Genomic DNA, 20,131 nt, shown 5'->3' on the forward strand with positions numbered 1-20,131 from the left:
TTAGAGGTAGTAATAATAACTTTATAATCAAGCCAGGTCTTTATCTTTCTCGGCCAAATATAGGTAAGAATGCACAGCGTGCACAGATTTTAAAAATCATCTCCATAATAAAAATACAAAATGATACTGATGCATCTGACATGAATAACAAGAGACTTTCCAGTGATTAAGTACTATCTCATTTAGTTAAGATTTAAAATATAAAAACACCTTTTGTACTGGCCCGATATTAAAACAAATGGCATAATGTCTGTATTCCAGACAGTGCCCATTGGTGGAGACAATTCCAGTGAGAACGTTAGACCATACACCCTCAGAATTCATAAATCCTTTATTACCTGTCTTCTCAATGAAATCAGAGAGTATCTCTGATGACTGGGAATTGAAACCACACAAACATCCCGAAGCACAGCTTCTTTTTTCAGTCAAAGGTACGATGATTTGCGAAGTGAAAAACTGTATCAGATTGATCCCGCCTCAATGTGCAATATGGATACCTACTAATGTCCTCCATTCGACAAGAGGGAGTGGTAATACAGATTGTTATTGTATTTTTATAGATACCAGCTTAATTAAGGGATTACCTTCCGAATGTAGCACGTTATCTGTCTCTCCACTCTTACGTGAGTTAATAATATATGCGTCCGGGTTTAATCACGAACTAATAAAACCGTCAGAGCAAAAAATTATTGATATTTTGGTTGATCAGATAAAAATATCATCAAAAATGGATGTGAGCCTTCCTATGCCTTCTGAATCTCGCCTCTATTCTTTAGCCAATATGTTAATAAAAAATCCAGGGGATAACTTAAAACTCAAAGATTGGGCAAATAAAATTAATATGAGCGAAAGAAGTTTTACCCGACTTGTCCATCAGGAACTGGGAATGAGCTTTGGCAGATGGAAACAGCAACTCCACATTGTCATTGCGCTCCAAAGGATTTCACAGGGCGATAGTATAACCACAATTGCTCTTGATTTAGGATATGAAAATACCAGTGGTTTTGTAACTATGTTCAAAAAAGTTTTGGGCAAACCACCATTAAGCTACTATAAGGAATTCCAGGATGCTAACATTAGAAATAATAATTCTTTCAGAATTTAATTTAAAAGAGGGTTATTAACCCTCTTTCACCATTTTCACCATCAGAAGGTGTAGTTTACTGCAACCCAGAAGCGTCTTCCATCCTCAGTATATCCGTAATTATCATATCTGATTTTCTTATCCAACAGGTTCGAGATGCCAGCTTTGACATCTATATTTTTATTCATACTATAATCTGTACCAAAATCGAATAATGCAAAAGATGGGGCTCTGATTGGTAATATTGCCTGCTCAGTTCCACCCACATTATCACTATCTTTTCCGCGGAAGTTAACTGTCAGCCAGGTTTTAAGCGACTCATTTAACACATAATTTATCGTGCTGGTAAACTGATGTTTGGGAAGTTTTGTCAGCGGTTTTCCTTTATACTCACCTGATTTTTGTTGTGAATATGTATATGTATAATTATTTTCAACGGTTACTTTATCATTTACAGGGAAATTAAGATCAGCCTCAACCCCTCTCGTAACCGCTTTCCCTACATTATCATATGTTAGCGGATATGCCCCATATGGGTTGGGAACAGGATCGCATTGGGTAGACGGGCACGCAGTTGTTGTTATTTTATCTTTAAATTGATTATTAAATAATGTCACACCACCAGATAATCCCTCATCGTTGTTGTATAAGAGACCAAGTTCCTGCGTGATTGATTTTTCAGGTTTAAGGTTAGGATTACCATAAACATCACCTGCATAGGAAACTGAACCAAAATGTGGATCTGTTTCAGTGATTCCTGGGGCTTTAAAACCACTGCTTACCCCTCCTTTTACTGTCCAGTCCGAAGCTACATTCCACACGCCATACATACGTGGGCTCCAGTGATCACCAAATTGATTATCGTGATCCAGTCTTACCCCGGTTGTCAGAGTAAAGTCTTCGGTTGTCATCCATGAATCTTCGAGAAAGAGAGATTTTTCTGTCCGTTTTAGATTCGTTAAATCAGAAATCTGGTTTGAATAACCGTCATGTAATTTCTTAATGCTTAGCTCACCACCAAGCGTAAGAATATGACTCCCTATATTTGAGGAGAGTGAAGAACGCATATTAATATTCTTCAAATCAATATCTTGTGAGTTAATAGAGTAATCTTCACTCTGAATGTAAGAGTCAGTCTTACCAATAGCCCAGTAGCCCACATGATTGACAGAGAACCGATTTACCTCTGCTTTTTTACGAAAATCAGAAGGGCAGCCAGAGTAATATGTACACTCCGGACTGATGGATTTTCCAACCATCTGACTAATATCCTGCTGTGTATGGTTAGCAGTGAGCGAAATCTCTTGTTCATCGGTAGGAGTATAGGTAACTTTCCCTGTCACGTTTTCTCTTTTGCTGCCGCGATATCCATTATAAATTTCGTCTTCATCACGCTTTGAATAACTACCATAGGCTTGCATTGAAAGGATATTATCTACCAATGGTCCTGTAACAAAAAAATCATTCTGAAAAATATCACCGGAATCACTATGTTCCTGCACAGTCAAATTACTTCCGATGCTACCCTGCCATTTTTTTGCATTTTTCTTTGTAATAATATTAATTACGCCACCAATGGCATCAGAACCATAAAGCGATGACATCGGCCCTCTAATAACCTCTATATGATCAATAGCAGAAACAGGAGGAATCCAGGCATTCATCTGACCAGAACCATCAAATAATCGACTGCTATCTCTGGAGTCAATTCTCATTCCGTCGATCAGATAGAGCGTATATGCAGAACCCATACCACGTATATTTATTTCTTTATGGTCTCCACCGACGGTTGTCGTAACACCTGGAATCCCCTGGAGCATATCCGCAATATCACGATACGGTTTCTTTTCTAATTGATTTTGGGAAATTGAGGTAACTGATGCCGGTGCTTGTTCTGTACTACTGGCTTGTCCATTGGCATTTGCTGAGACAATAATTGTATTATCATTATCTGTAGCGTTAACGAAAAAAGAAAGCGGTGTAACCAGAAATATAAAACTTATACTAATAGGTGAAATTCTGTATTTCCTCATACTATCTCCCCAATTTTTTTATTTTTTCAAACCCAAGAGCCCTTGAAAAATCACTACATGTGATAATGATAATCATAAGCATTTAAGAGATAGTAATTTAAAGGGCCAGAAGACCGTCCGCATTATTAATTTCAGCCATATTATTCGTTATTCCAGCCATGCAGAGGGTGAAGTTTTATCTTCACTTGAGATTAATTAATAAATTTATATATTTATCATGATGTTATGTGGGAAGGCCGGATGTGAGCGCTCATTTCTGCACGCCATTATGGCTGAATGGAAAACTATCATGACTGAAACAAACTACGTTCCATATGTAAAAACCAATGATAATTATTTGTTAATAAACATTGATGGTGAGGCTATGACGAGAAATATCATGGAATTTATTGGTTATTTTTTTACTCATCCCATGACCAGATCCCAGTATCAGATACAACGATCAATTAGTAATATCTGCTCTATTACTGCCTAATTTCCCGTTTCGCCACTGTACCGCAAACTCTGACGGCGTCTGATAATTCAGTGCTGAATGTGGGCGAGTCATTAATGATATTCCTGGCGTGAACAATATCGCTGAACCAATGCTCATTCAGGCTTTCATCGTGAAAGCGGCGGTGATATCCAGCATGGCTTCGGCGAGCAGCTTCTGAGGCGGGCGTTTTCCTCTTCAAGTCAACGGGGAGCCGGTCACCGACCCGCAGGCCGATTGCGAGTGAAGCCAGGTATGCAATCATGGGCACGCTCCTTTTCATCTGATGGCCCTGAGTTTGATGAAGCATGATTCTCACGAAGCACAAAGGGACAGCGATTTTGCTGCCCCTTCGTTGCCAGCCAGTTATCGGTCGGCGATCCAGTTTCCGTGGAATCCCAGCGGGACATGGTGGTCCAGCTTGATGCGGGCCACCGGTTTACCGGAAAAGTCCGTCGCATCGAGGATGACCAACTCGCTGGCATTCCTGAGCGGGTGATACCACACGGCGAGAATCCATCCGTGGTCTTCCTCCTTCGCCTCCGGATGCGGCACGAAGATCGGTTCTCCTACAACCAGGTCGAGCTCGCGGGTGACGTGCTGGAACTCGGTCGTCCCGGTCTGATAGTCGTGCTTGATCAGACAGTTGAACCCGCGCGATTCAGGCTTCGGGTCATGGACGCCAGCCATATAACCGTAGCGGTGGGGGGAGCCCAGGATGGTCTCGTTAGGGCGTACGAATTCGGCAGAGAAATCACCGATCCGGTGGTGCCTTACCGTGCCCTGCCTGAGGTTGATCACAAAGCGCCACAGCTGCGGTTGCTCGAATGCCGATGGACCGTCTACCAGAGGGAACGGATAGTAGTCCGAAGGATTGAACTGCAGAATCGCGTTAGATACCGGCGTGGTGCTGGCGTCGATAATCGTATCTTCCTCATCCTGATAAGCATTGAGGAAGTGGCCGATCATGTATTCCGAGTTTTCCGGATGCAGCCAGATTGCTTCGCCAGTCTTGCGATCGACGAACAGGATACGTGCATTGCGATCCTGGTCAGGGGCGACGAACCACGAGCTCTTCCCCTTCTGGATCAGCTCGTCCGACCATGGCCGCCAACTGATCAGACCGAAGAAGAAGATGTAGTGCTGCCTGGTGAAAATGACGTCGTGATTCCACGGCGTGAACGACAAGGGGACACGGTGTCTGGCCGTGATAGTGCCATCCACGTCGGTCGAGAAGCACTCTACAAAGTGATTTTCGTTATCCAGGGCATAGAAGATCCATTCCTTCGTCACCAAATCGAAATGCGGATGGGCGGTGAGCATGCCTTCGACTTGTCCATTGAAATTGAACGTGCCAAGCGTTTCGAGCGTCACCGGGTCTAATTCCCAATAGTGATGCTCGACCTCGTGCATGGCGAGAAGTTTATCGCCCAGCCGAATCACGTTGATATTTGCCGTGGCTTTGATCCTGGGAGCACCTTCTGGCAGCGGTGGCTGTGGTGTATTGCTATAACCCATGATCCCGTTGTAGAGCGCCTTGCCCGCCCCGCGCTCGACCTTGAGGCCTTCAGTTTCGACAAACCGGTTGCTGTAGCTGGCTTTACCATCCTCCAACCGGAACGCATGAACCATGCCGTCGCCATCGAACCAATGGAATTTGTCGGGATTGAGAGGCTCGAATTGTTGGTTGCTGGCAACCCGGTACAACGTGCCTTTTAGTTCCCTGGGGATACTTCCCTCGACATGCAGTTCGTTGACCTTATACTCGGTGTAGAGCGGCTCGTACGGACCTCGCAGGAAAGGGTTCTTTTTAGTCCACATGACAAATACCTCTGTTGTTTTCTTGCCTACAAAACTGCGCTCGCAAGCGCCACATTGATGGGTTGTCTTCCTCGGTGCTATCCATGGTGCAGAGGAAGACAACTGCGCCATGGAACCATTCAGAACGGATAGGTACGTGGTTCTTGCTGCACGCTGACCCAGTGGTCGGTGGTGAGTTCTGCGATGATCCAGTCGCTGTTGAAGCGGCCGATTCCGCTGTTCTTTTCTCCGCCGAACATCACGTTGGCCTCGTCATTGGGGGTAATGTCGTTAATGTGGGTCATGCCAGCGTCGATCCCCTGCGCGAAGCGCACGCCACGGGCTTCGTTGCTGGTGAACACCGCGCTCGAAAGCCCGAACTCGGTGGCATTGGCAATACGCAGCGCGTCCTCCTCGTGCACGGCACGGATCAGCGGCGCGATGGGCGCGAACTGTTCGGTCTGCGCCAGATCCGAATCGTTGGGTACGTCGGCGAAGACCTGAGGCGGTAGTAACAACCCTTCATGGGGCGCACCCAGCAGCTGACGGATGCCAGCGTCTTTTGCTGCTTTCAGGCGCGCAAGGGCGCCATCGAGCTGCTTTTGGTTAATCAAGGGGCCGATCACCGTATCAGCCTGCCTCGGATCGCCGACCTTCAAGTTGCGGGCTCGCTCAACGAAGGCGTCCACGAATCGCGGGTAGATTCCAGCTTCAACGATGATGCGATTGCTGCTCATGCAGATTTGGCCCTGGTGCAGGAAACGGCCAACGATTGCAGCGTCCACCGCACGTTCCAGATTCGCGTCATCGAGCACCACGAACGGCGCATTACCACCCAGTTCCAGACCGACGCGCTTGAGCGTTGGGCCTGTAACAGCCAACTCCCCGATGCGACGGCCCACGCGGGTCGAGCCGGTAAAGGAGATGAATTTCGGGATTGGATGGAGAGTGAAGGCGTCGCCTATCTCGCTGATTTCACCAATGACAACATTGAGCACCCCCGGCGGCAGACCCGCCTCCTCGTAGATGCTTGCCAGCAGCAGACCGCCGGTGATCGGGGTATCCTCCGCAGGTTTGAGCACGACGCTGTTGCCCAGGGCCAGCGCTGGCGCCACCGAGCGATTGGACAGGTGCAACGGCCAGTTCCAGGGGCTAATCACGCCGACAACACCCAGCGGACGGCGGTACACCCGGCTCTCCTTGCCTGGCACATCCACAGGAAGAATGCTGCCTGCTATCCGATAGGGCATGGCAGCTGCGGCCAGGGTCGCGGCCCGAACCGAGCTCCACTCCATTTCCGCCTTCAACCGGGTACTGCCCGACTCGGCGATCAGCCAATCGACGATCTCGGCGTGACGTGCGTCGATGATTTCGACGGCCCGGTAAAACACGGCGGCACGCTCTGAGGGCAGTGTCCTTGCCCATTCATATTGCATATTCGCGGCAGCGACATAGGCACTGTCCAGGTCCGCCCGCGTCGCCAGGACGATCTCGGTCAGGATCGACTGGTCGTAGGGATTGCGATCTTGCAGGACAGTCCCGGCACTGCCAGAGCGCCATTGGCCCGCAATGTATTGGCCGGTGAATGCGGTAGGGGTGAGGGTCTGATTCATAGGGAGTTCCTGTCTGCGGTTGATGGGAAGGCAACACATGCGTTCAACTCGGCGCTCGCATGGCGAAGGGCTTCACCTGCGGTCACGGTTGGGGAAACAATGGACGAATTTGCATCGGTGCCGCGCGTGCGCTGGACGAGCAAGAGGCGCGACTTGACCAGGCACTCCTGGGCCAGGGTAAACATCCTTTCCGACGGATTGCAGAAGTAGAGCAATCGCGTAAGCGCAACGCGCTGAGCACGATGAGTTTTTATCAACGCCGATGCGGTCGGTGCCCGGCTCGCCACTTCGGCCAATGCCGCGATGCGCTGGGCGAGCTTGCGACGATGTACCTCCGGCGTGGAGGGTAAGAACAACCAATATGTAGCTGCGGCTGCCAGCACGCCAAGGACGATGGCGGCCAACTGGTTCAGTGCTTCGGCGACACCCAGGTAATGGCTCCCCGGCTGGGCAGTCAGCAGGAACGTCATATTCATGTCGATCGCCATCCTGGCTGTGGACGGACGACGCATCAGCCAGGCACCCAGCGCCAGGAAAGGCGCTAAGCAGATCAGGACGCCCCGGAAATCCTCAACCTGTGGCAACAGGAACAAATGGACCAGGGTGCCGACAGGCGCACCGATCGTTGAACCGATCAGGACATGAACCAGAGCTTCATTCCCTCGCTCATGCGCCGAAAACAGCGATGCAAAGAGGGTCGCCGTCATTACCATCATGGCACCAGCCTGCCAGCCGGAGAACCGCCAGAACGCAGCGGTAAGCATCAACGCTATGACGGGGCGTGCGGCGGACCGTAACGCTGAGCGCAGATCGAAACCGCGAAATGCCGCCTGCGACCATCCTGTACCGGGCTGGTGCAAGACCTCCGACAGTTCATCGAGCACCGATGCCAGAGGCACAACACTTGACTGTGTAGCCGATAGCTGCGAGCCAGTCAGAAGTTGGCAAAACCTGGAAAGATGAGTGACCCGTTCTTGGACGGATGCATTGCCGGATGCCGGAATGTTCCGTGTGTTCCCGTCTTCGGGCGTCAGCGCGATCAATTCCAGCAACAGGCCAGAGATTTGCCGTACTTCAGACGCCTTCCAGCGTCCGCGCAGCGATCCTGCGGCGTCGTTGTCCACGCTGCGCTCCAGGGCCGCGATGTTGGCAATGAGAGTCTGTGCCGAAGGGAAAGAGCTGCCATACCGCAGGTACTGTTCCACCCGATCCAGGCACCGCTGCATCAATCCATCCACACATTCGGCTACATATTCGCTGCGCCCTTTCGGGACGCCATAGATCGACGCCAGTGCAGAGCAAACGATGCCAAGCATCGTGCATATGACGCGATCCCTCGCCATATGCCCATCGTGTATGCCATCGCCCAGGCCGAACAGCACAACGATCGCGGCGGTGTAGCCAGCCAGCACGAAGCCATAGTTGCGGAAGTGGCGAAACAAGCTGCCAGGTCCCGCACACAGCATCAGCCAGAGCGCGAGCGCGAACAACGAAGGGATGGGCTGCCCGCCCAGCTCAAGCAAGATCACAGCGCCGGTTGCTGCCCCGACAGCAGAGCCGACCATACGTGCAAAGGCCCGTTCGAGCAGAAGGCCGCGTGTCGGCTGGGCGACCAGCCAGACCGTCATCGCAGCCCACCAGGGATGATCTATCCCCAGAGCGTTGGCGACGGTCAGTGCCAGCAGCGCGGCAAGGGTGGTTCGCAACGAGAAGAGTGCTGGCTTCTCCCCTGGACGCTCCTCTCCATTGATCCTTTTTTCAACAGGAGGCTCAAGCAAAGCGATGGGAGCCTTTTCTTGAGGTGAGGGGAGATGGAGGGCGGGTTTGACCACGATCGTAACACCTATAAATGAACGACTTCGTTCAATTTAAGCACAAGGCGTCGTGCGGTCAATATATTTGTACGATGTCGTTCATTTTTGGGCTACCATTGCCTAAAAATCCACTGAGACAGGATCTGCAAATGCGTAGGAAAACTGAGGCCCGCCGCCTGAGCTTCGTGCAGGCGGCGGGCAAACTGTTCATCGAACATGGGTTCGGTACAGTAACGATGGAAGCGATTGCCGCCGAGGCTGGCGCGTCCAAAGTCACGCTTTACAGCTACTTCCCGAACAAGGATGAATTGTTCGGAGCTTTCGCTGCGGAGGCAGGGAAAGGTGTTATCGAAACGTTGGAAACATCCAGGGAGGAGGCTGGACTACAAGCGACCTTGCAGCGCCTGGGCATGGCCTATCTGAACCTTGTCACTCGGCCAGAAGTCATCAACCTGAACCGCTTAGTCATCGGTGAGGCTGGACGTTACCCGCAGTTGAGCCGCATTTTCTACGAGAATGGCCCACGCCAGACACTGATCTCGATCTGCAACGTGCTCGACAACCTGATGCAACGCGGGTTGTTACGCCAGGCCGAGTTGCGTCGAACCGGACTGTATTTCAAGGCATTGTGCGAGGCAGGCCTGGTCGAACGCCAGTTGTGGGGATTGGATCAGCAGCCTGCCGAAGAAACCCGCCGGGAAGCGGTTGACGCCGCAATCGAGGCGTTCCTGCCTGCGTATGATGCGACACAGACACACCGCCATAAGGGGTAGGGCCAGACGGAAAGCCCGATCTCCCATGACACGCCGCGGCGATCAACTGCCCGAGCTGCTGTCGTGCGGTAATTTAAAAAGCCTGTTTACGCGCAGGCTTTTTGCTTTTCAGCGTTCAGCAACCATCAGCACCGGGTTGCCCCGGCGCCATGAGTTAACTTGCCTGCACGCGCAGCGGCGCGGTGGCGGCAATCAGCCACTCGCGGGCGTTGCTGTTGACCCGCGGCAACAGTATTTCACGCACCTGCTGGTGATAATCATCCAGCCACTGTTTCTCCTGTTCGCTCAGCAGGCTCCACTCCACCTGGCTTAAATCGATGGGGATCAGCGTCAGGGACGCGAAGCGGCAGAAACCGGGCTGGCTTTCCACCACTTCCACCTGATTTTCGATACGAATACCGTAGCGATCCGCCAGATAGTAACCCGGTTCGATGGTCATAATATTACCGGCACTGAGCGGCCACGGGTTGACCTTTTTGGCAATGCGCTGCGGCTGTTCGTGGATCAGCAACTGGTGACCGACGCCGTGTCCGGTGCCGTGATCGAAATCCAGCCCCAGATCCCAGAGCGCGCGGCGGGCAAAGGCATCAAGCTGATGGCCGTGCGTTCCGGCAGGGAATTGCAGAGTAAACATCGACAAAAAGCCTTTCAGCACGGCGGTGTAGTGCAGGCGCTGCTGCGCGTCCAACGGGCCAAACGACAGGGTACGCGTGGCGTCAGTGGTGCCGTTCTGGTACTGACCGCCGGAGTCGTTCAGGTAAAAATTCGCGCGGGTGATGGCTTTGTTGGTTTTTTCGCTGCTGTGATAGTGGCACATGGCGGCGTTGCTGGCAGAGGCCGAAATGGTACTGAAACTCTGCTCGATAAACCCGACCTGCTGCTGGCGAAATTCCAGTTGCTTCTGCTGAGCTTCCAGTTCGGTGACCGGGTTACCCGCAGCTTCACGCGCCGGAACTTCCTGCGCCAGCCACGCCAGAAAATTCACCCACGCCGCGCCATCCTGCTGGTGGCTTTCACGGTAGCCCGCCAGCTCCACCGGATTTTTATGCGCTTTGATAAAGGTGATCGGATCCGCGCTCCACAGCACTTCACCACCCTGTTGTTCGATAGCAAAACGCAGAGCGACGGGGGCAAAATCACCGTCGAGCAGGATGCGTTTGCCCGGCGCAATCTGCTGGCAGCGCGGCAGAAAGGCATCGAAATCGTTCAGCGTCAGCGTGGCCTTCAGTTCAGCAGACAGAGCCGCTGTTTTGCGCGGATCGACAAACCACTCCACCGTGCCATCACGGCTCAGCAGAGCAAAAGAGTGCGCCACCGGGTTCATCGCAATGTCGGAGCCGCGGATATTCAGCAGCCAGGCAATATTATCCGGCAGGGTGATGGCGAGATAATCCGCCCCTTTCGCCGCCAGCACTTGCGCAATACGCGCGCGTTTATCGGCACTGCTTTCTCCACTGATGGCGACGGGCATTTCACGGATCACGCCGCAGGGTGCTGCCGGGCGATCGCGCCAGATGGCAGCGAACGGATCGTGCGTCAGCGCCACCAGTTCACAATGCGTGGCGTCAAGAGCGGTGAACTGGCTGTTGACCATCAGCAGCGGTTCGAAACCGATGCGACTTCCTGCAGGAAACGAAGCAAGAACCTGATCGAGCGGCTCGTTGTGCAGGTGATGGATTTCAAAGGCATGCAGATCCACTTCGCTGCGTACCTGTACCTGGTAGCGACCATCGACAAACATTAACGCGCGATCGCGCAGTACCAGCGCCAGCCCGGCCGAGCCGGTAAAACCGGTGAGCCACTGTAATTTATTATCGTGCGGGGCGCAGTCTTCGCTTTGATGCGCATCGGCGCGCGGCACAATGATACCGTCAAGCTCCAGCGCGACAAGCTGGTCGCGTAACGCCTGTAACGGTGTTGGGGTTTGCATAGTGAGTCCTTTTTTCTTATCTGAACGGCGGTTCGTTGAAGGTGCGCAGCTTACGGGAGTGCAGGCGATCGCCCTCCGCCCGCAGCAGGTCAATCGCGCGAATACCAATTTGCAGGTGCTCGGAAATTGCCCCTTCATAAAAACGGTTTGCCTGGCCGGGCAGTTTGATCTCGCCGTGCAGCGGTTTATCCGACACGCACAGCAGCGTGCCATAAGGCACACGGAAGCGGTAACCCTGTGCGGCAATGGTGGCGCTTTCCATATCAATCGCCACGGCGCGGCTCAGGTTAAAACGCAGCGCCGAGGCGGAATAGCGCAGCTCCCAGTTACGATCGTCGGTGGTCACTACAGTACCGGTACGCAGGCGTTGTTTGACCTCTTCGCCTGGCATATCGCTCACTGCTTTGGTGGCGTCGTACAATGCGCGCTGTACTTCGGCGATGCTCGGGATCGGGATATCCGGCGGCAGTACCGCATCCAACACATGGTCGTCGCGCAGATAAGCGTGCGCCAGCACGTAATCGCCAATCTCCTGGCTTTCACGCAATCCGCCACAGTGGCCAATCATCAGCCAGACATCCGGGCGCAGCACGGCGAGGTGATCGCAGATGGTTTTGGCGTTTGACGGCCCGACGCCAATATTCACCAGCGTGATCCCCTGGCCGTCTGCGGTCACCAGGTGCCAGGCTGGCATCTGATGTTTTTTCCATGCCAGATCGGAAATCGCCTGCTCCGGCGCTTCGGTATCGGCGGTGATCCAGTGCCCGCCCGCGCAGGAGAGCGCAACATAGGGGCTTTCTGGATCGAGGATTTGGTTGCAGCCCCAGCGCACAAACTCATCCACATAGCGGGTGTAGTTGGTGAACAGCACAAACGGCTGGAAATGCTCGACCGGCGTGCCGGTGTAGTGGCGCAGGCGCGCCAGCGAAAAATCCACGCGGCGGGCATCAAAATGCGACAGCGGATACAGCTCGGTCGGGTGGAACAGGCCATCAGCAGTTTCATCGCCAATCTGCGCCAGCTCGGTGGTCGGGAAGTGGCGCGTCAGACCGGCGCTCATCGAGCGATCCAGCGTCAGCTCGGAACCATCAATCACATACGGGTAGGGGATCTCATGGGCTGAAAGACCCACTTCGATCTGCGCGCCGTAGTCCTGGCACAGTAATGTTAATTGTTCGAGTAAATAGGCGCGAAACAGTGCAGGGCGGGTGACGGTGGTGGTGTAGCAGCCGGAGTGGGTGAAGCGGGCATAAGCGCGGGTTTTTGGCGGTTTTGTTGCGCTGCCATTCCAGCTTACCGACAGCGATGGGTAGACGAACAACCCTTGTGCGCGGGCTTCAGCCGCCGGGAGTTCACCGTTTTCAATATAGCGGCCAATGGCGTGGCGCAGTGCGTTGACCGAGCGGTCGTACAGCGCCTCCAGTTGATCCAGCGCCTGCTCAGGTGTCAGGTGTGCACCTTTATTCATCATTATCTCCTTGTCTGCTTCTGCGGCGGTTCCCGATAGTATGTCACAGGAATGTGAAACAAAAGCCGTGCGGACAGGGATTCAGAGGAAACGGGGGAAGCGCCCGGCGCAACAGTGCGCGCCGGGAAAGGGGTTAGCCGCTGATTTTCACCAGCGTGCGGCCCTGGATTTTGTTTTGCAGGAAATCGGCGGCGGTTGCCGGGGCTTGTTCCAGCGCGATTTCAGTCGCCGCCTGCTGGTAGTAGCTCTGCGGCAGGATGCGGGCGAGATTTTCCCATACTGCCGGACGTTGCGCCGTCGGCACCATGACTGAATCCACGCCTTGCAGACGCACGTTGCGCAGGATAAACGGCATCACGGTCGTCGGTAGATCGAAACCGCCCGCCAGGCCGCAGGCCGCCACGCAACCGCCATAGTTGGTCTGCGCCAGCACTTTTGCCAGCACATGGCTGCCGACGGTATCGATCGCACCGGCCCACAGTTGTTTCTCCAGCGGACGCGTCTGTTCGAAATCGCTGCGTGGCAGGATCTCGTCAGCACCCAACTGGCGCAGGAAATCGTGGGTCGATTCGCGGCCAGTAACGGCGGCCACGGTGTAACCCAGCGCTTTCAGCAGTACCACGGCGGTGCTGCCCACGCCGCCGCTCGCGCCGGTGACGAGCACCGTACCATCCTGCGGTTTCACCCCGGCTTCCTGCAATGCCATGACGCACAGCATGGCGGTAAAACCAGCGGTACCGATGATCATCGCCTGACGCGCGCTTAAACTTTCCGGCAGAGGCACCAGCCAGTCGCCTTTCACGCAGGCCTGCGCCGCAAGGCCGCCCCAGTGGTTTTCACCCACGCCCCAGCCGGTGAGAATGACCGCCTGGCCCGGTACAAAACGCGGGTCGCGGCTTTCGCTGACGCGGCCGGAAAAATCGATGCCTGGCACCATCGGGAACTGGCGAATGATTTTGCCTTTACCGGTGATGGCCAGCGCGTCTTTGTAGTTGAGACTGGACCAGTCAATATCGACCCGGACATCGCCCTCGGCCAGCGCAGGCAGCGCCACGTCTTTGACTTCCGCTAGGGTTTTATTCTCAAGCTGTTCCAGAACTAATGCTTTCATGACTGCGTTTTCCTCGTCGGATAACGTTGATTATTCGGCAGTTTTGCCGTCCTGTGCAGGTGTTATTTAGCTGTAATACTGTGCCGGAAGAACGTCCAGAACTGGTTGAGGGGCTCCACAGAGCGGAACAGTTTGGCGCGCATTACTGCGCCTTCCCAGCCGGACCAGAACTGACGCGCCAGTTCGCTGGGCGGTGCATCTGTCGCCAGCTCGTCGCGCAGTTTTGCCTCGTCCAGGCAGCGTGCGACGCGGCTTTCCCATTCCTGGAGGATCGCCTGCAGGCGTTCGGGGAAGGCTTCCGGTAAAAGCGGTGTTTCCTGTAGCAGGTTGCCGACCAGGCAGCCGCGACGGAAATCGTATTTCGCCATCCCCTGACCGGCATGCAGCACGAAGGCCTCTATCCGTTGCAGCGGGGCGAGTTGCGTATCGAGTAAAAATTTGTCGAGTTTATGTGCGAAAAAGCGGCCATAGGCGTCGATCACCGCCATACCGAATTCCTGCTTGCTCTTAAAGCAGTGGTAGAACGAGCCCTTTGGCACGGCGATGTTTTTGATCACCGCATCAATGCCGGCCGACAAATAGCCGGTTTCGGTGATCACTTCGAGGCCAGAACGAATCAGCTCCTGGCGGGTATCCGTGAAGTCGCGTTCTACCTTTGGCGGCCGTCCGCGACGGGGTTTTGCCCGCGCTGCCGTTTCGCTACTCATAATTTAGACCGATTGGTTTTAATTCGCTGTAGGCTACGCCGTTTGTGAAGGCTAAGCAAGCGAAGAGCAGGAAAAAGGCCCGCACAATGACGGGCCTTGCAGAGGTATTTTACCGACTGGCGCAGTGGCTTCCCTTTCGCGCCTGCGGGTAGACCGGATTAGGCCGTGGTATTGATATTACGACCAATTGCCGGGTTGGATGGTAACTGCGGGATCTGCTGAATGATATCGGAAGCCATTGACTGCTGAGCATCCAGCGCCTTTTTGAGTACCAGCGTACTGACCTGGCTATCAAGCTGATAGGAGTCCAGGCTGCTGGCCAGAGAGGCAATTTGTATCGGGTCCATGTTGATCATCCTGTGTTGTGGAAAAAACAACCAAAGAACAGTTGTGAATATAACTGCACAGAATTTATCGGCAGCAGGTGGTGAATCTTTAGGCGGAGCGCGGATAACGCAGGCCAAACCCCCCTTTTTCTCCGTAAACAATTGGGGAAACAGTGAAAAGAAGCATTTTTATAAACAGACGTGGGTCGTCTGAATACGGGGTTTTTCGTTGAGGCAGGAAATCCGGATGGTTATTTTTTCGGGCAGATCGTAATGAAACAGAGACAACTGGCCGAACGTTTCGCCTTCATCGCTCGCTGTGATCTGTTCCGCTACGGCACAGCATCTTTCCGGCTGTGCAGAAGGTGCTGCTGGCCATAAGGCGAATATTCAGCGCGCCATTTTCTTTGCACAAAAAACGAGGAATCACTGTTATGTCTCCAATTCCCACCCCATCTGATAGCGGTAGAGTATTTACCAGGAAACAGAAGCTGGTGGTAAAGGAAAACATCGCTGCAATTTGGCTTCACTGGCTGGGAGCGGTTTTACCAGTAAGTAGCTAAGAAATTAAATATTCTAAAATTCTTTATTAGAATCACATTTTTCGATGTAGACCATGATACAAATAAAAAACTCTCACGGTGGCGTAACTACCGCGTATATGCGTTATCCATGACAACAAATCTACACCCTGACAGGTCGCCCTGGTGCAGGCGGAAAAGTTTTTATTATATTAAAAATAGTGTTTCAGCTAATACGCATACTATACTTTCGTTTAATAAAGAACCGCCTTCGTATAAAATGAGTTATATTAATTAATGCCATACCATAGCAACGGCAAAATCTTATCATCTGAGAGTTAAATAAAAAAGTTCCATAAGATTTCAGAGCAAGCTTAATAATAGGACTTATCCTAAGTGGCAGCGTGATTTTACATTGTATGCAGCGTGCACTTTACAGGATAAATCACGCTGGATTTGCTTGCTGGATGAAATATTATTCCGCAATACCTATCGGGGATGTAATTATTGAGCTTGTCGTTGTTGATATTCACATTATCCTCCCGCCCGTATTGTAAAACCGACCAGCATTGCCGGGAGTCAGCTCACCGGAATATAAGAAGACCACACAGTCATAAGAGAGCGTCGCGGACTAAATTGTGTCGGAAAACGATGGCAGCGATTGTAACTGAATATTTATTTTCATGATTCGATGATAATAATCGGTCTAAGATTTAAAACTCATTTATTGGTGATTTTTATTGCACCGTTAACTCGTTTTCTCTGGGTATGCCAGAAGGAGTAATGATGCTCTCTCTTGATTCTTCCTTGCTGATTGTAAGCGACCTTGATGGCTCATTACTGGATCATCATGACTACAACTGGAATGCTGCCCGCCAGTGGCTTGCACGCCTGAAACAATTTCGCATCCCGGTAATCATCTGTTCCAGCAAAACCGCAGCAGAAATCGTTCCGCTACAGGAACAGCTCGGTATTGCGGGTTCGCCGTTTATTGCTGAAAACGGTGCCCGTATCGTGATGACGGGGGAGGCGACAGGAGCCGATACCCCTGGCGAGGAGTACCGTGTGCTATGCCGGAATCTGGAAGCGCTCAGGCACCGGTTCTGTTTTACCGGTTTTCATGAGCTAAGCGATGCGGATGTCGCTGACGCTACGGGCCTGACGCTGGCGGAGGCACATCTGAGCCGTCTGCGCGATGCATCGGAAGTGCTGCTATGGCGAGATGATGAACAACGGCTCGAGGATTTCCGTATTGCGCTGGCAGGGTATGGGCTTGCCTTAACCCGCGGTGGACGTTTCTGGCATGTTATGCCTGAAGGTTGTGACAAAGGCCATGCGCTGGTCTGGTTGCAGCAACAGCTTGAACGGCAGGAGGGCAAACCACGGATTACGATGGGGTTAGGCGATGGCCCGAACGATATCCCCATGCTGACGCGCGTCGATTATGCGGTAGTGATTAAGGGAACAGGCACAAAATCTGTGGTTTTGCCGCGTGCTGACGAAGAACACGTTTATTACACCACCCTTGCTGGCCCGGAAGGCTGGCGTGAGGGGCTGGATTATTTTTTATTAAACCCTGCAATGGGTGCCAGACCGGAGGATAAACAATGAGTGATTTTTACCAGAATGGTGTACTGACTAACTTTCACAATCTTACCCGCCGGAGTGTCGAATCCCTCGAAGAGGAGATGGTTCGCTTTGCCCAAAAACGAAAAATGGGGTTGATTCTGCCTGCGTTATTCTCAGAGCTGGAGGGTCCGGCTATGGATAATATCGTCAGTGAGCTGGCGAAAGTCCCCTGGCTGGAAGAAATTGTGGTTGGCCTTGATCGCGCCGATCGCCAGCAGTTCCTCTTTGCGCGCGAGTTTTTCTCCCGGCTACCGCAGCGGCATCGCATTCTGTGGAATGACGGTCCCCGCCTTAAGAGCCTGGCTGACGAACTGGGCAAAGAAGGCCTGGCGCCAGAACAGCCAGGCAAAGGGCGCAACGTCTGGTTCTGTGCGGGTTATACGCTGGCTTCCGATCGCACCCACTGTGTAGCATTGCATGATTGCGACATCACCACCTACGAGCGCGGAATGCTGGCGCGCCTGCTGTATCCGCTGGCCAACCCGGCGTTTCAGTATGAGTTTTGCAAGGGGTTTTATGCCCGGGCTGAGGGCGGCAAACTGAATGGGCGCGTCGGTCGTTTGCTCGTTGGTCCACTTTTGCGTTCACTGCAAAAAGTGTATGGCCATTCTGAATACCTGGACTATCTCACCAGTTTCCGTTATCCGCTGTCAGGTGAGTTCGCCATGCGCACACGCGTGCTGAATGGCATCAGGATCCCCGGCGACTGGGGATTAGAGATTGGCGTGTTATCAGAGATCTACAGGAACTACACCACGCGTCAGACTTGTCAGGTCGAAATCACCGATAATTACGATCACAAACATCAGCCGTTGGCGGAGGAAGATGGCACCGGCGGGCTAAAACGCATGAGTAATGACATTGTGCAGTCGCTGCTGCGCAAGCTGGCAACCATGGGAGTACCCCTTACCGGTGATTCATTTCGCGTGCTGAAAGCGACCTACTATCGCAACGCGCTGGATATGATGGAGATCTACAACCACGAAGCCATAATGAATGGCCTCAGTTTTGACCGGCATGTTGAAGAGGCAGCGGTGGAAATGTTCACCCAGGCAATCCTTGATGCAGGGGAGGCATTTATTAAACGGCCGAACGAGAAACCCTTCATACCCAGCTGGAGCCGTGTTCAGTCCGCTTTTCCGGATATCCTGCAACGTATCAGTCAGGCAGTGGAAGAGGATAATAGAGGGAATGTCTAATCTTCCACATGAGCGATAGCCCATCCCAGTGCAGCAGGTTTTGCTGTTTCGCTGGATGGTGCAAGAACAAAAAACTGGCGTTATTTGTGGGGCTATTGATATGGCAAGCGTCTGGAATATAGACCTGAGGCTGTCGTGATGAAGTGCTGGCCAGACCGGAAGGCTGTTCTGAGATATTACTGATAAATGCAGAAAAGCAAAAAGCCCGCTTTTTAGCGAGCTTTTTGCTTTTCTGCTTTCCGGTGCTTGTCAGCGGCGGACGCTGGCTGAGCGCCGGGGCTTGAGCAGTTTATTTTCACTTATCCGCGCCCACTGGCTGAACAGCGTGTACAAACCGCAGGCTGAGACAAAGGTTACCACCGCCGAGAACGAGGCCAGTGACGCAGGCCCTTGCATCAGCACAATCCCCAGCGCCACGCTGATAAACCACGCGCCCACGCCTACCGGATTAATTGCCTCATGCTCATGGTCGTGCGGTACATTGTGGGCAATCCCGGCCAGCGCCACGCCTACCCATGCCACGACAAATACCCCCTGATAAGCCAGCGCCTGCAATAGCCAGGCGAACACATCCGCCAGCATCAGAATGTACACCACCACACCGACCACACAGGCCCAGACCAGCTTCGGTAATTTGAGGTTAAACAAGCTGTGGAAGAAGACCTGCATATTGACGGTAGCCAGGTAATAGTTGGCAGTGTTGATCCGTGTCTGTGTCACCCAGACAAACCCCAGCCCGGCAATGCCCAGTAGATTTAATATCGCCACTACAACGGCGGTTTCGCTGAGCGCCCCACCGTCGTGCAGACTGCTGGCGAGGTAAATTCCCGCTACGCCATTCAGGAAAAAGGTGACCAGATAAAATGGCATACCAAAGTTAAAGCGTGCGTGATACTGGCTGTCTTCCTCACGGCCAAAGCGGGCGTAGTCGAAGGTGTACATCATCAATACCCATACGCCCATGTAATAGGTGAAGCAGTTCCACCAACCCCACCGTGAAGGGTTGGCCGGGCCATACTCAAGCCAGTTTGCCTGGTAGCCGTAATGCATCACGGAAACAACGATCGTCGCCAGCAACCCCACCAGGTAAAACGGCAGCAGTACACCGTTGAATTTATCCAGCCAGTGCTGAACGCTACCGAAAATAAGCGGCACGCTGTATATCACCACCAGTGCCGCCGCTGCCCAGTAGACCATACCCGGGAACAGGTGGTTGAGGGCGAAGGCGATCACCGAGCCTTCGAACACGGCGTAATAGATCGCCGTAGAGAAGAAGATCAGCGTCGCCAGCGATGCGCCCATCCGCCCGAACAGGCGGCGTGAGAACTGGGCGACAGACAAGCCGCTGCGAATTGCAAAACGACTGATCACGCCATTAATCAAACCATAGGAAATAACGGATAACGCCATACCGATAATGGCGTTAATCGCCCCGTAGGCCAGTGCCAAAGACGCGCCAACCACAATGTAAAATACGGCGCTGCACACCGCCCACCACGCCATGGTGAGGGAGAATTTCCCCATGCGCGCCGGCTCCGGCAGCGCTGACTGACCAACATTTTCCGCCGAGCGGGATTGTGGAGCTGAAGCCATAGCAACCTCCTGAAACACGCAATCAAATTGATGCCATGGGGCGAAGCCCCGGGCAGGG

Annotated in this window: 13 protein-coding genes and 2 pseudogenes; 4 read left to right on the plus strand and 11 right to left on the minus strand. The window is 52.9% G+C overall.

What is annotated here, in order from left to right; all coding sequences use genetic code 11:
- Positions 1 to 289: 289 nt before the first annotated feature.
- Positions 290 to 1,105, plus strand: a complete 816-nt coding sequence (locus tag Y71_RS09675) for an AraC family transcriptional regulator (protein WP_007371364.1) — start codon at positions 290 to 292, stop codon at positions 1,103 to 1,105.
- Between the two features lie 41 nt (positions 1,106 to 1,146).
- Here the strand turns inward: Y71_RS09675 and Y71_RS09680 are convergent, their stop codons facing one another.
- From Y71_RS09680 to Y71_RS09700, 5 genes and pseudogenes are all read right to left on the minus strand, one after another.
- Positions 1,147 to 3,117 carry a TonB-dependent receptor domain-containing protein gene (locus Y71_RS09680; RefSeq protein WP_081120731.1) on the minus strand — a complete coding sequence of 657 codons (1,971 nt, stop codon included), beginning with the start codon at positions 3,115 to 3,117 and terminating at the stop codon, positions 1,147 to 1,149.
- A gap of 442 nt (positions 3,118 to 3,559) precedes the next feature.
- Positions 3,560 to 3,740, minus strand: a pseudogene (locus tag Y71_RS29955) (integrase core domain-containing protein); the annotation flags it as partial.
- 215 nt (positions 3,741 to 3,955) lie between these two features.
- The gene (locus Y71_RS09690; RefSeq protein WP_035942194.1) at positions 3,956 to 5,410 is read right to left on the minus strand and encodes a carotenoid oxygenase family protein; all 1,455 of its coding nucleotides are present in this window, start codon (positions 5,408 to 5,410) and stop codon (positions 3,956 to 3,958) included.
- Positions 5,411 to 5,529: 119 nt separating this feature from the next.
- Positions 5,530 to 7,002, minus strand: coding sequence for an aldehyde dehydrogenase family protein (locus Y71_RS09695; RefSeq protein ID WP_035942197.1), 1,473 nt, complete (start codon positions 7,000 to 7,002; stop codon positions 5,530 to 5,532).
- The gene (locus Y71_RS09700; RefSeq protein ID WP_071531990.1) at positions 6,999 to 8,834 is read right to left on the minus strand and encodes an FUSC family protein; all 1,836 of its coding nucleotides are present in this window, start codon (positions 8,832 to 8,834) and stop codon (positions 6,999 to 7,001) included. Before Y71_RS09700 ends, Y71_RS09695 begins: the two co-directional genes overlap by 4 nt.
- A gap of 131 nt (positions 8,835 to 8,965) precedes the next feature.
- Between Y71_RS09700 and Y71_RS09705 the strand changes: the two genes are divergently transcribed.
- A complete protein-coding gene (locus tag Y71_RS09705; RefSeq protein WP_007371373.1) occupies positions 8,966 to 9,589 on the plus strand; it encodes a TetR/AcrR family transcriptional regulator in 624 nt (207 codons plus the stop codon).
- Positions 9,590 to 9,743: 154 nt separating this feature from the next.
- Here Y71_RS09705 and Y71_RS09710 read toward each other — a convergent pair whose 3' ends face one another.
- The 5 genes and pseudogenes from Y71_RS09710 to Y71_RS09730 form a co-directional block, all read right to left on the minus strand.
- Positions 9,744 to 11,519, minus strand: a complete 1,776-nt coding sequence (locus Y71_RS09710) for an aminopeptidase P family protein (RefSeq protein WP_007371374.1) — start codon at positions 11,517 to 11,519, stop codon at positions 9,744 to 9,746.
- A 16-nt stretch (positions 11,520 to 11,535) separates the two neighbouring features.
- Positions 11,536 to 12,990 (minus strand): AMP nucleosidase, encoded by a 1,455-nt coding sequence (locus tag Y71_RS09715; RefSeq protein ID WP_035890079.1) that lies wholly within the window; start codon positions 12,988 to 12,990, stop codon positions 11,536 to 11,538.
- A gap of 130 nt (positions 12,991 to 13,120) precedes the next feature.
- Complete coding sequence (gene acuI / locus Y71_RS09720) at positions 13,121 to 14,098, minus strand: acrylyl-CoA reductase (NADPH) (protein WP_007371376.1); 978 nt, start codon at positions 14,096 to 14,098, stop codon at positions 13,121 to 13,123.
- Between the two features lie 30 nt (positions 14,099 to 14,128).
- Positions 14,129 to 14,805 (minus strand): annotated as a pseudogene (gene acuR / locus Y71_RS09725) (acrylate utilization transcriptional regulator AcuR).
- A gap of 158 nt (positions 14,806 to 14,963) precedes the next feature.
- On the minus strand, positions 14,964 to 15,152 hold the full coding sequence (locus tag Y71_RS09730; protein WP_007371378.1) for a YjfB family protein: 189 nt from the start codon (positions 15,150 to 15,152) through the stop codon (positions 14,964 to 14,966).
- A 1,286-nt stretch (positions 15,153 to 16,438) separates the two neighbouring features.
- Between Y71_RS09730 and Y71_RS09735 the strand changes: the two genes are divergently transcribed.
- Together Y71_RS09735 and Y71_RS09740 are read left to right on the plus strand one after the other, a co-directional pair.
- The gene (locus Y71_RS09735) at positions 16,439 to 17,263 is read left to right on the plus strand and encodes a mannosyl-3-phosphoglycerate phosphatase-related protein (RefSeq protein WP_007371380.1); all 825 of its coding nucleotides are present in this window, start codon (positions 16,439 to 16,441) and stop codon (positions 17,261 to 17,263) included.
- A complete protein-coding gene (locus tag Y71_RS09740; RefSeq protein ID WP_007371381.1) occupies positions 17,260 to 18,480 on the plus strand; it encodes a glycosyltransferase family protein in 1,221 nt (406 codons plus the stop codon). Before Y71_RS09735 ends, Y71_RS09740 begins: the two co-directional genes overlap by 4 nt.
- Before the next feature lie 249 nt (positions 18,481 to 18,729).
- Here the strand turns inward: Y71_RS09740 and Y71_RS09745 are convergent, their stop codons facing one another.
- On the minus strand, positions 18,730 to 20,073 hold the full coding sequence (locus Y71_RS09745) for a purine-cytosine permease family protein (RefSeq protein ID WP_007371382.1): 1,344 nt from the start codon (positions 20,071 to 20,073) through the stop codon (positions 18,730 to 18,732).
- Positions 20,074 to 20,131 lie beyond the last annotated feature (58 nt).

The sequence above is a fragment of the Kosakonia radicincitans DSM 16656 genome (genome assembly GCF_000280495.2).
Taxonomy (GTDB): Bacteria; Pseudomonadota; Gammaproteobacteria; order Enterobacterales; family Enterobacteriaceae; genus Kosakonia; species Kosakonia radicincitans.

Excerpts from the sequence above, each read along its gene's own strand:
- Y71_RS09695 (WP_035942197.1), bottom strand. The coding sequence starts at position 7,002 with ATGAATCAGACCCTCACCCCTACCGCATTCACCGGCCAATACATTGCG.
- Y71_RS09730 (WP_007371378.1), bottom strand. The coding sequence starts at position 15,152 with ATGGACCCGATACAAATTGCCTCTCTGGCCAGCAGCCTGGACTCCTAT.
- Y71_RS09715 (WP_035890079.1), bottom strand. The coding sequence starts at position 12,990 with ATGATGAATAAAGGTGCACACCTGACACCTGAGCAGGCGCTGGATCAA.
- Y71_RS09745 (WP_007371382.1), bottom strand. The coding sequence starts at position 20,073 with ATGGCTTCAGCTCCACAATCCCGCTCGGCGGAAAATGTTGGTCAGTCA.
- Y71_RS09705 (WP_007371373.1), top strand. The coding sequence starts at position 8,966 with ATGCGTAGGAAAACTGAGGCCCGCCGCCTGAGCTTCGTGCAGGCGGCG.
- Y71_RS09680 (WP_081120731.1), bottom strand. The coding sequence starts at position 3,117 with ATGAGGAAATACAGAATTTCACCTATTAGTATAAGTTTTATATTTCTG.
- Y71_RS09740 (WP_007371381.1), top strand. The coding sequence starts at position 17,260 with ATGAGTGATTTTTACCAGAATGGTGTACTGACTAACTTTCACAATCTT.
- Y71_RS09690 (WP_035942194.1), bottom strand. The coding sequence starts at position 5,410 with ATGTGGACTAAAAAGAACCCTTTCCTGCGAGGTCCGTACGAGCCGCTC.
- Y71_RS09710 (WP_007371374.1), bottom strand. The coding sequence starts at position 11,519 with ATGCAAACCCCAACACCGTTACAGGCGTTACGCGACCAGCTTGTCGCG.
- Y71_RS09735 (WP_007371380.1), top strand. The coding sequence starts at position 16,439 with ATGCTCTCTCTTGATTCTTCCTTGCTGATTGTAAGCGACCTTGATGGC.
- acuI (WP_007371376.1), bottom strand. The coding sequence starts at position 14,098 with ATGAAAGCATTAGTTCTGGAACAGCTTGAGAATAAAACCCTAGCGGAA.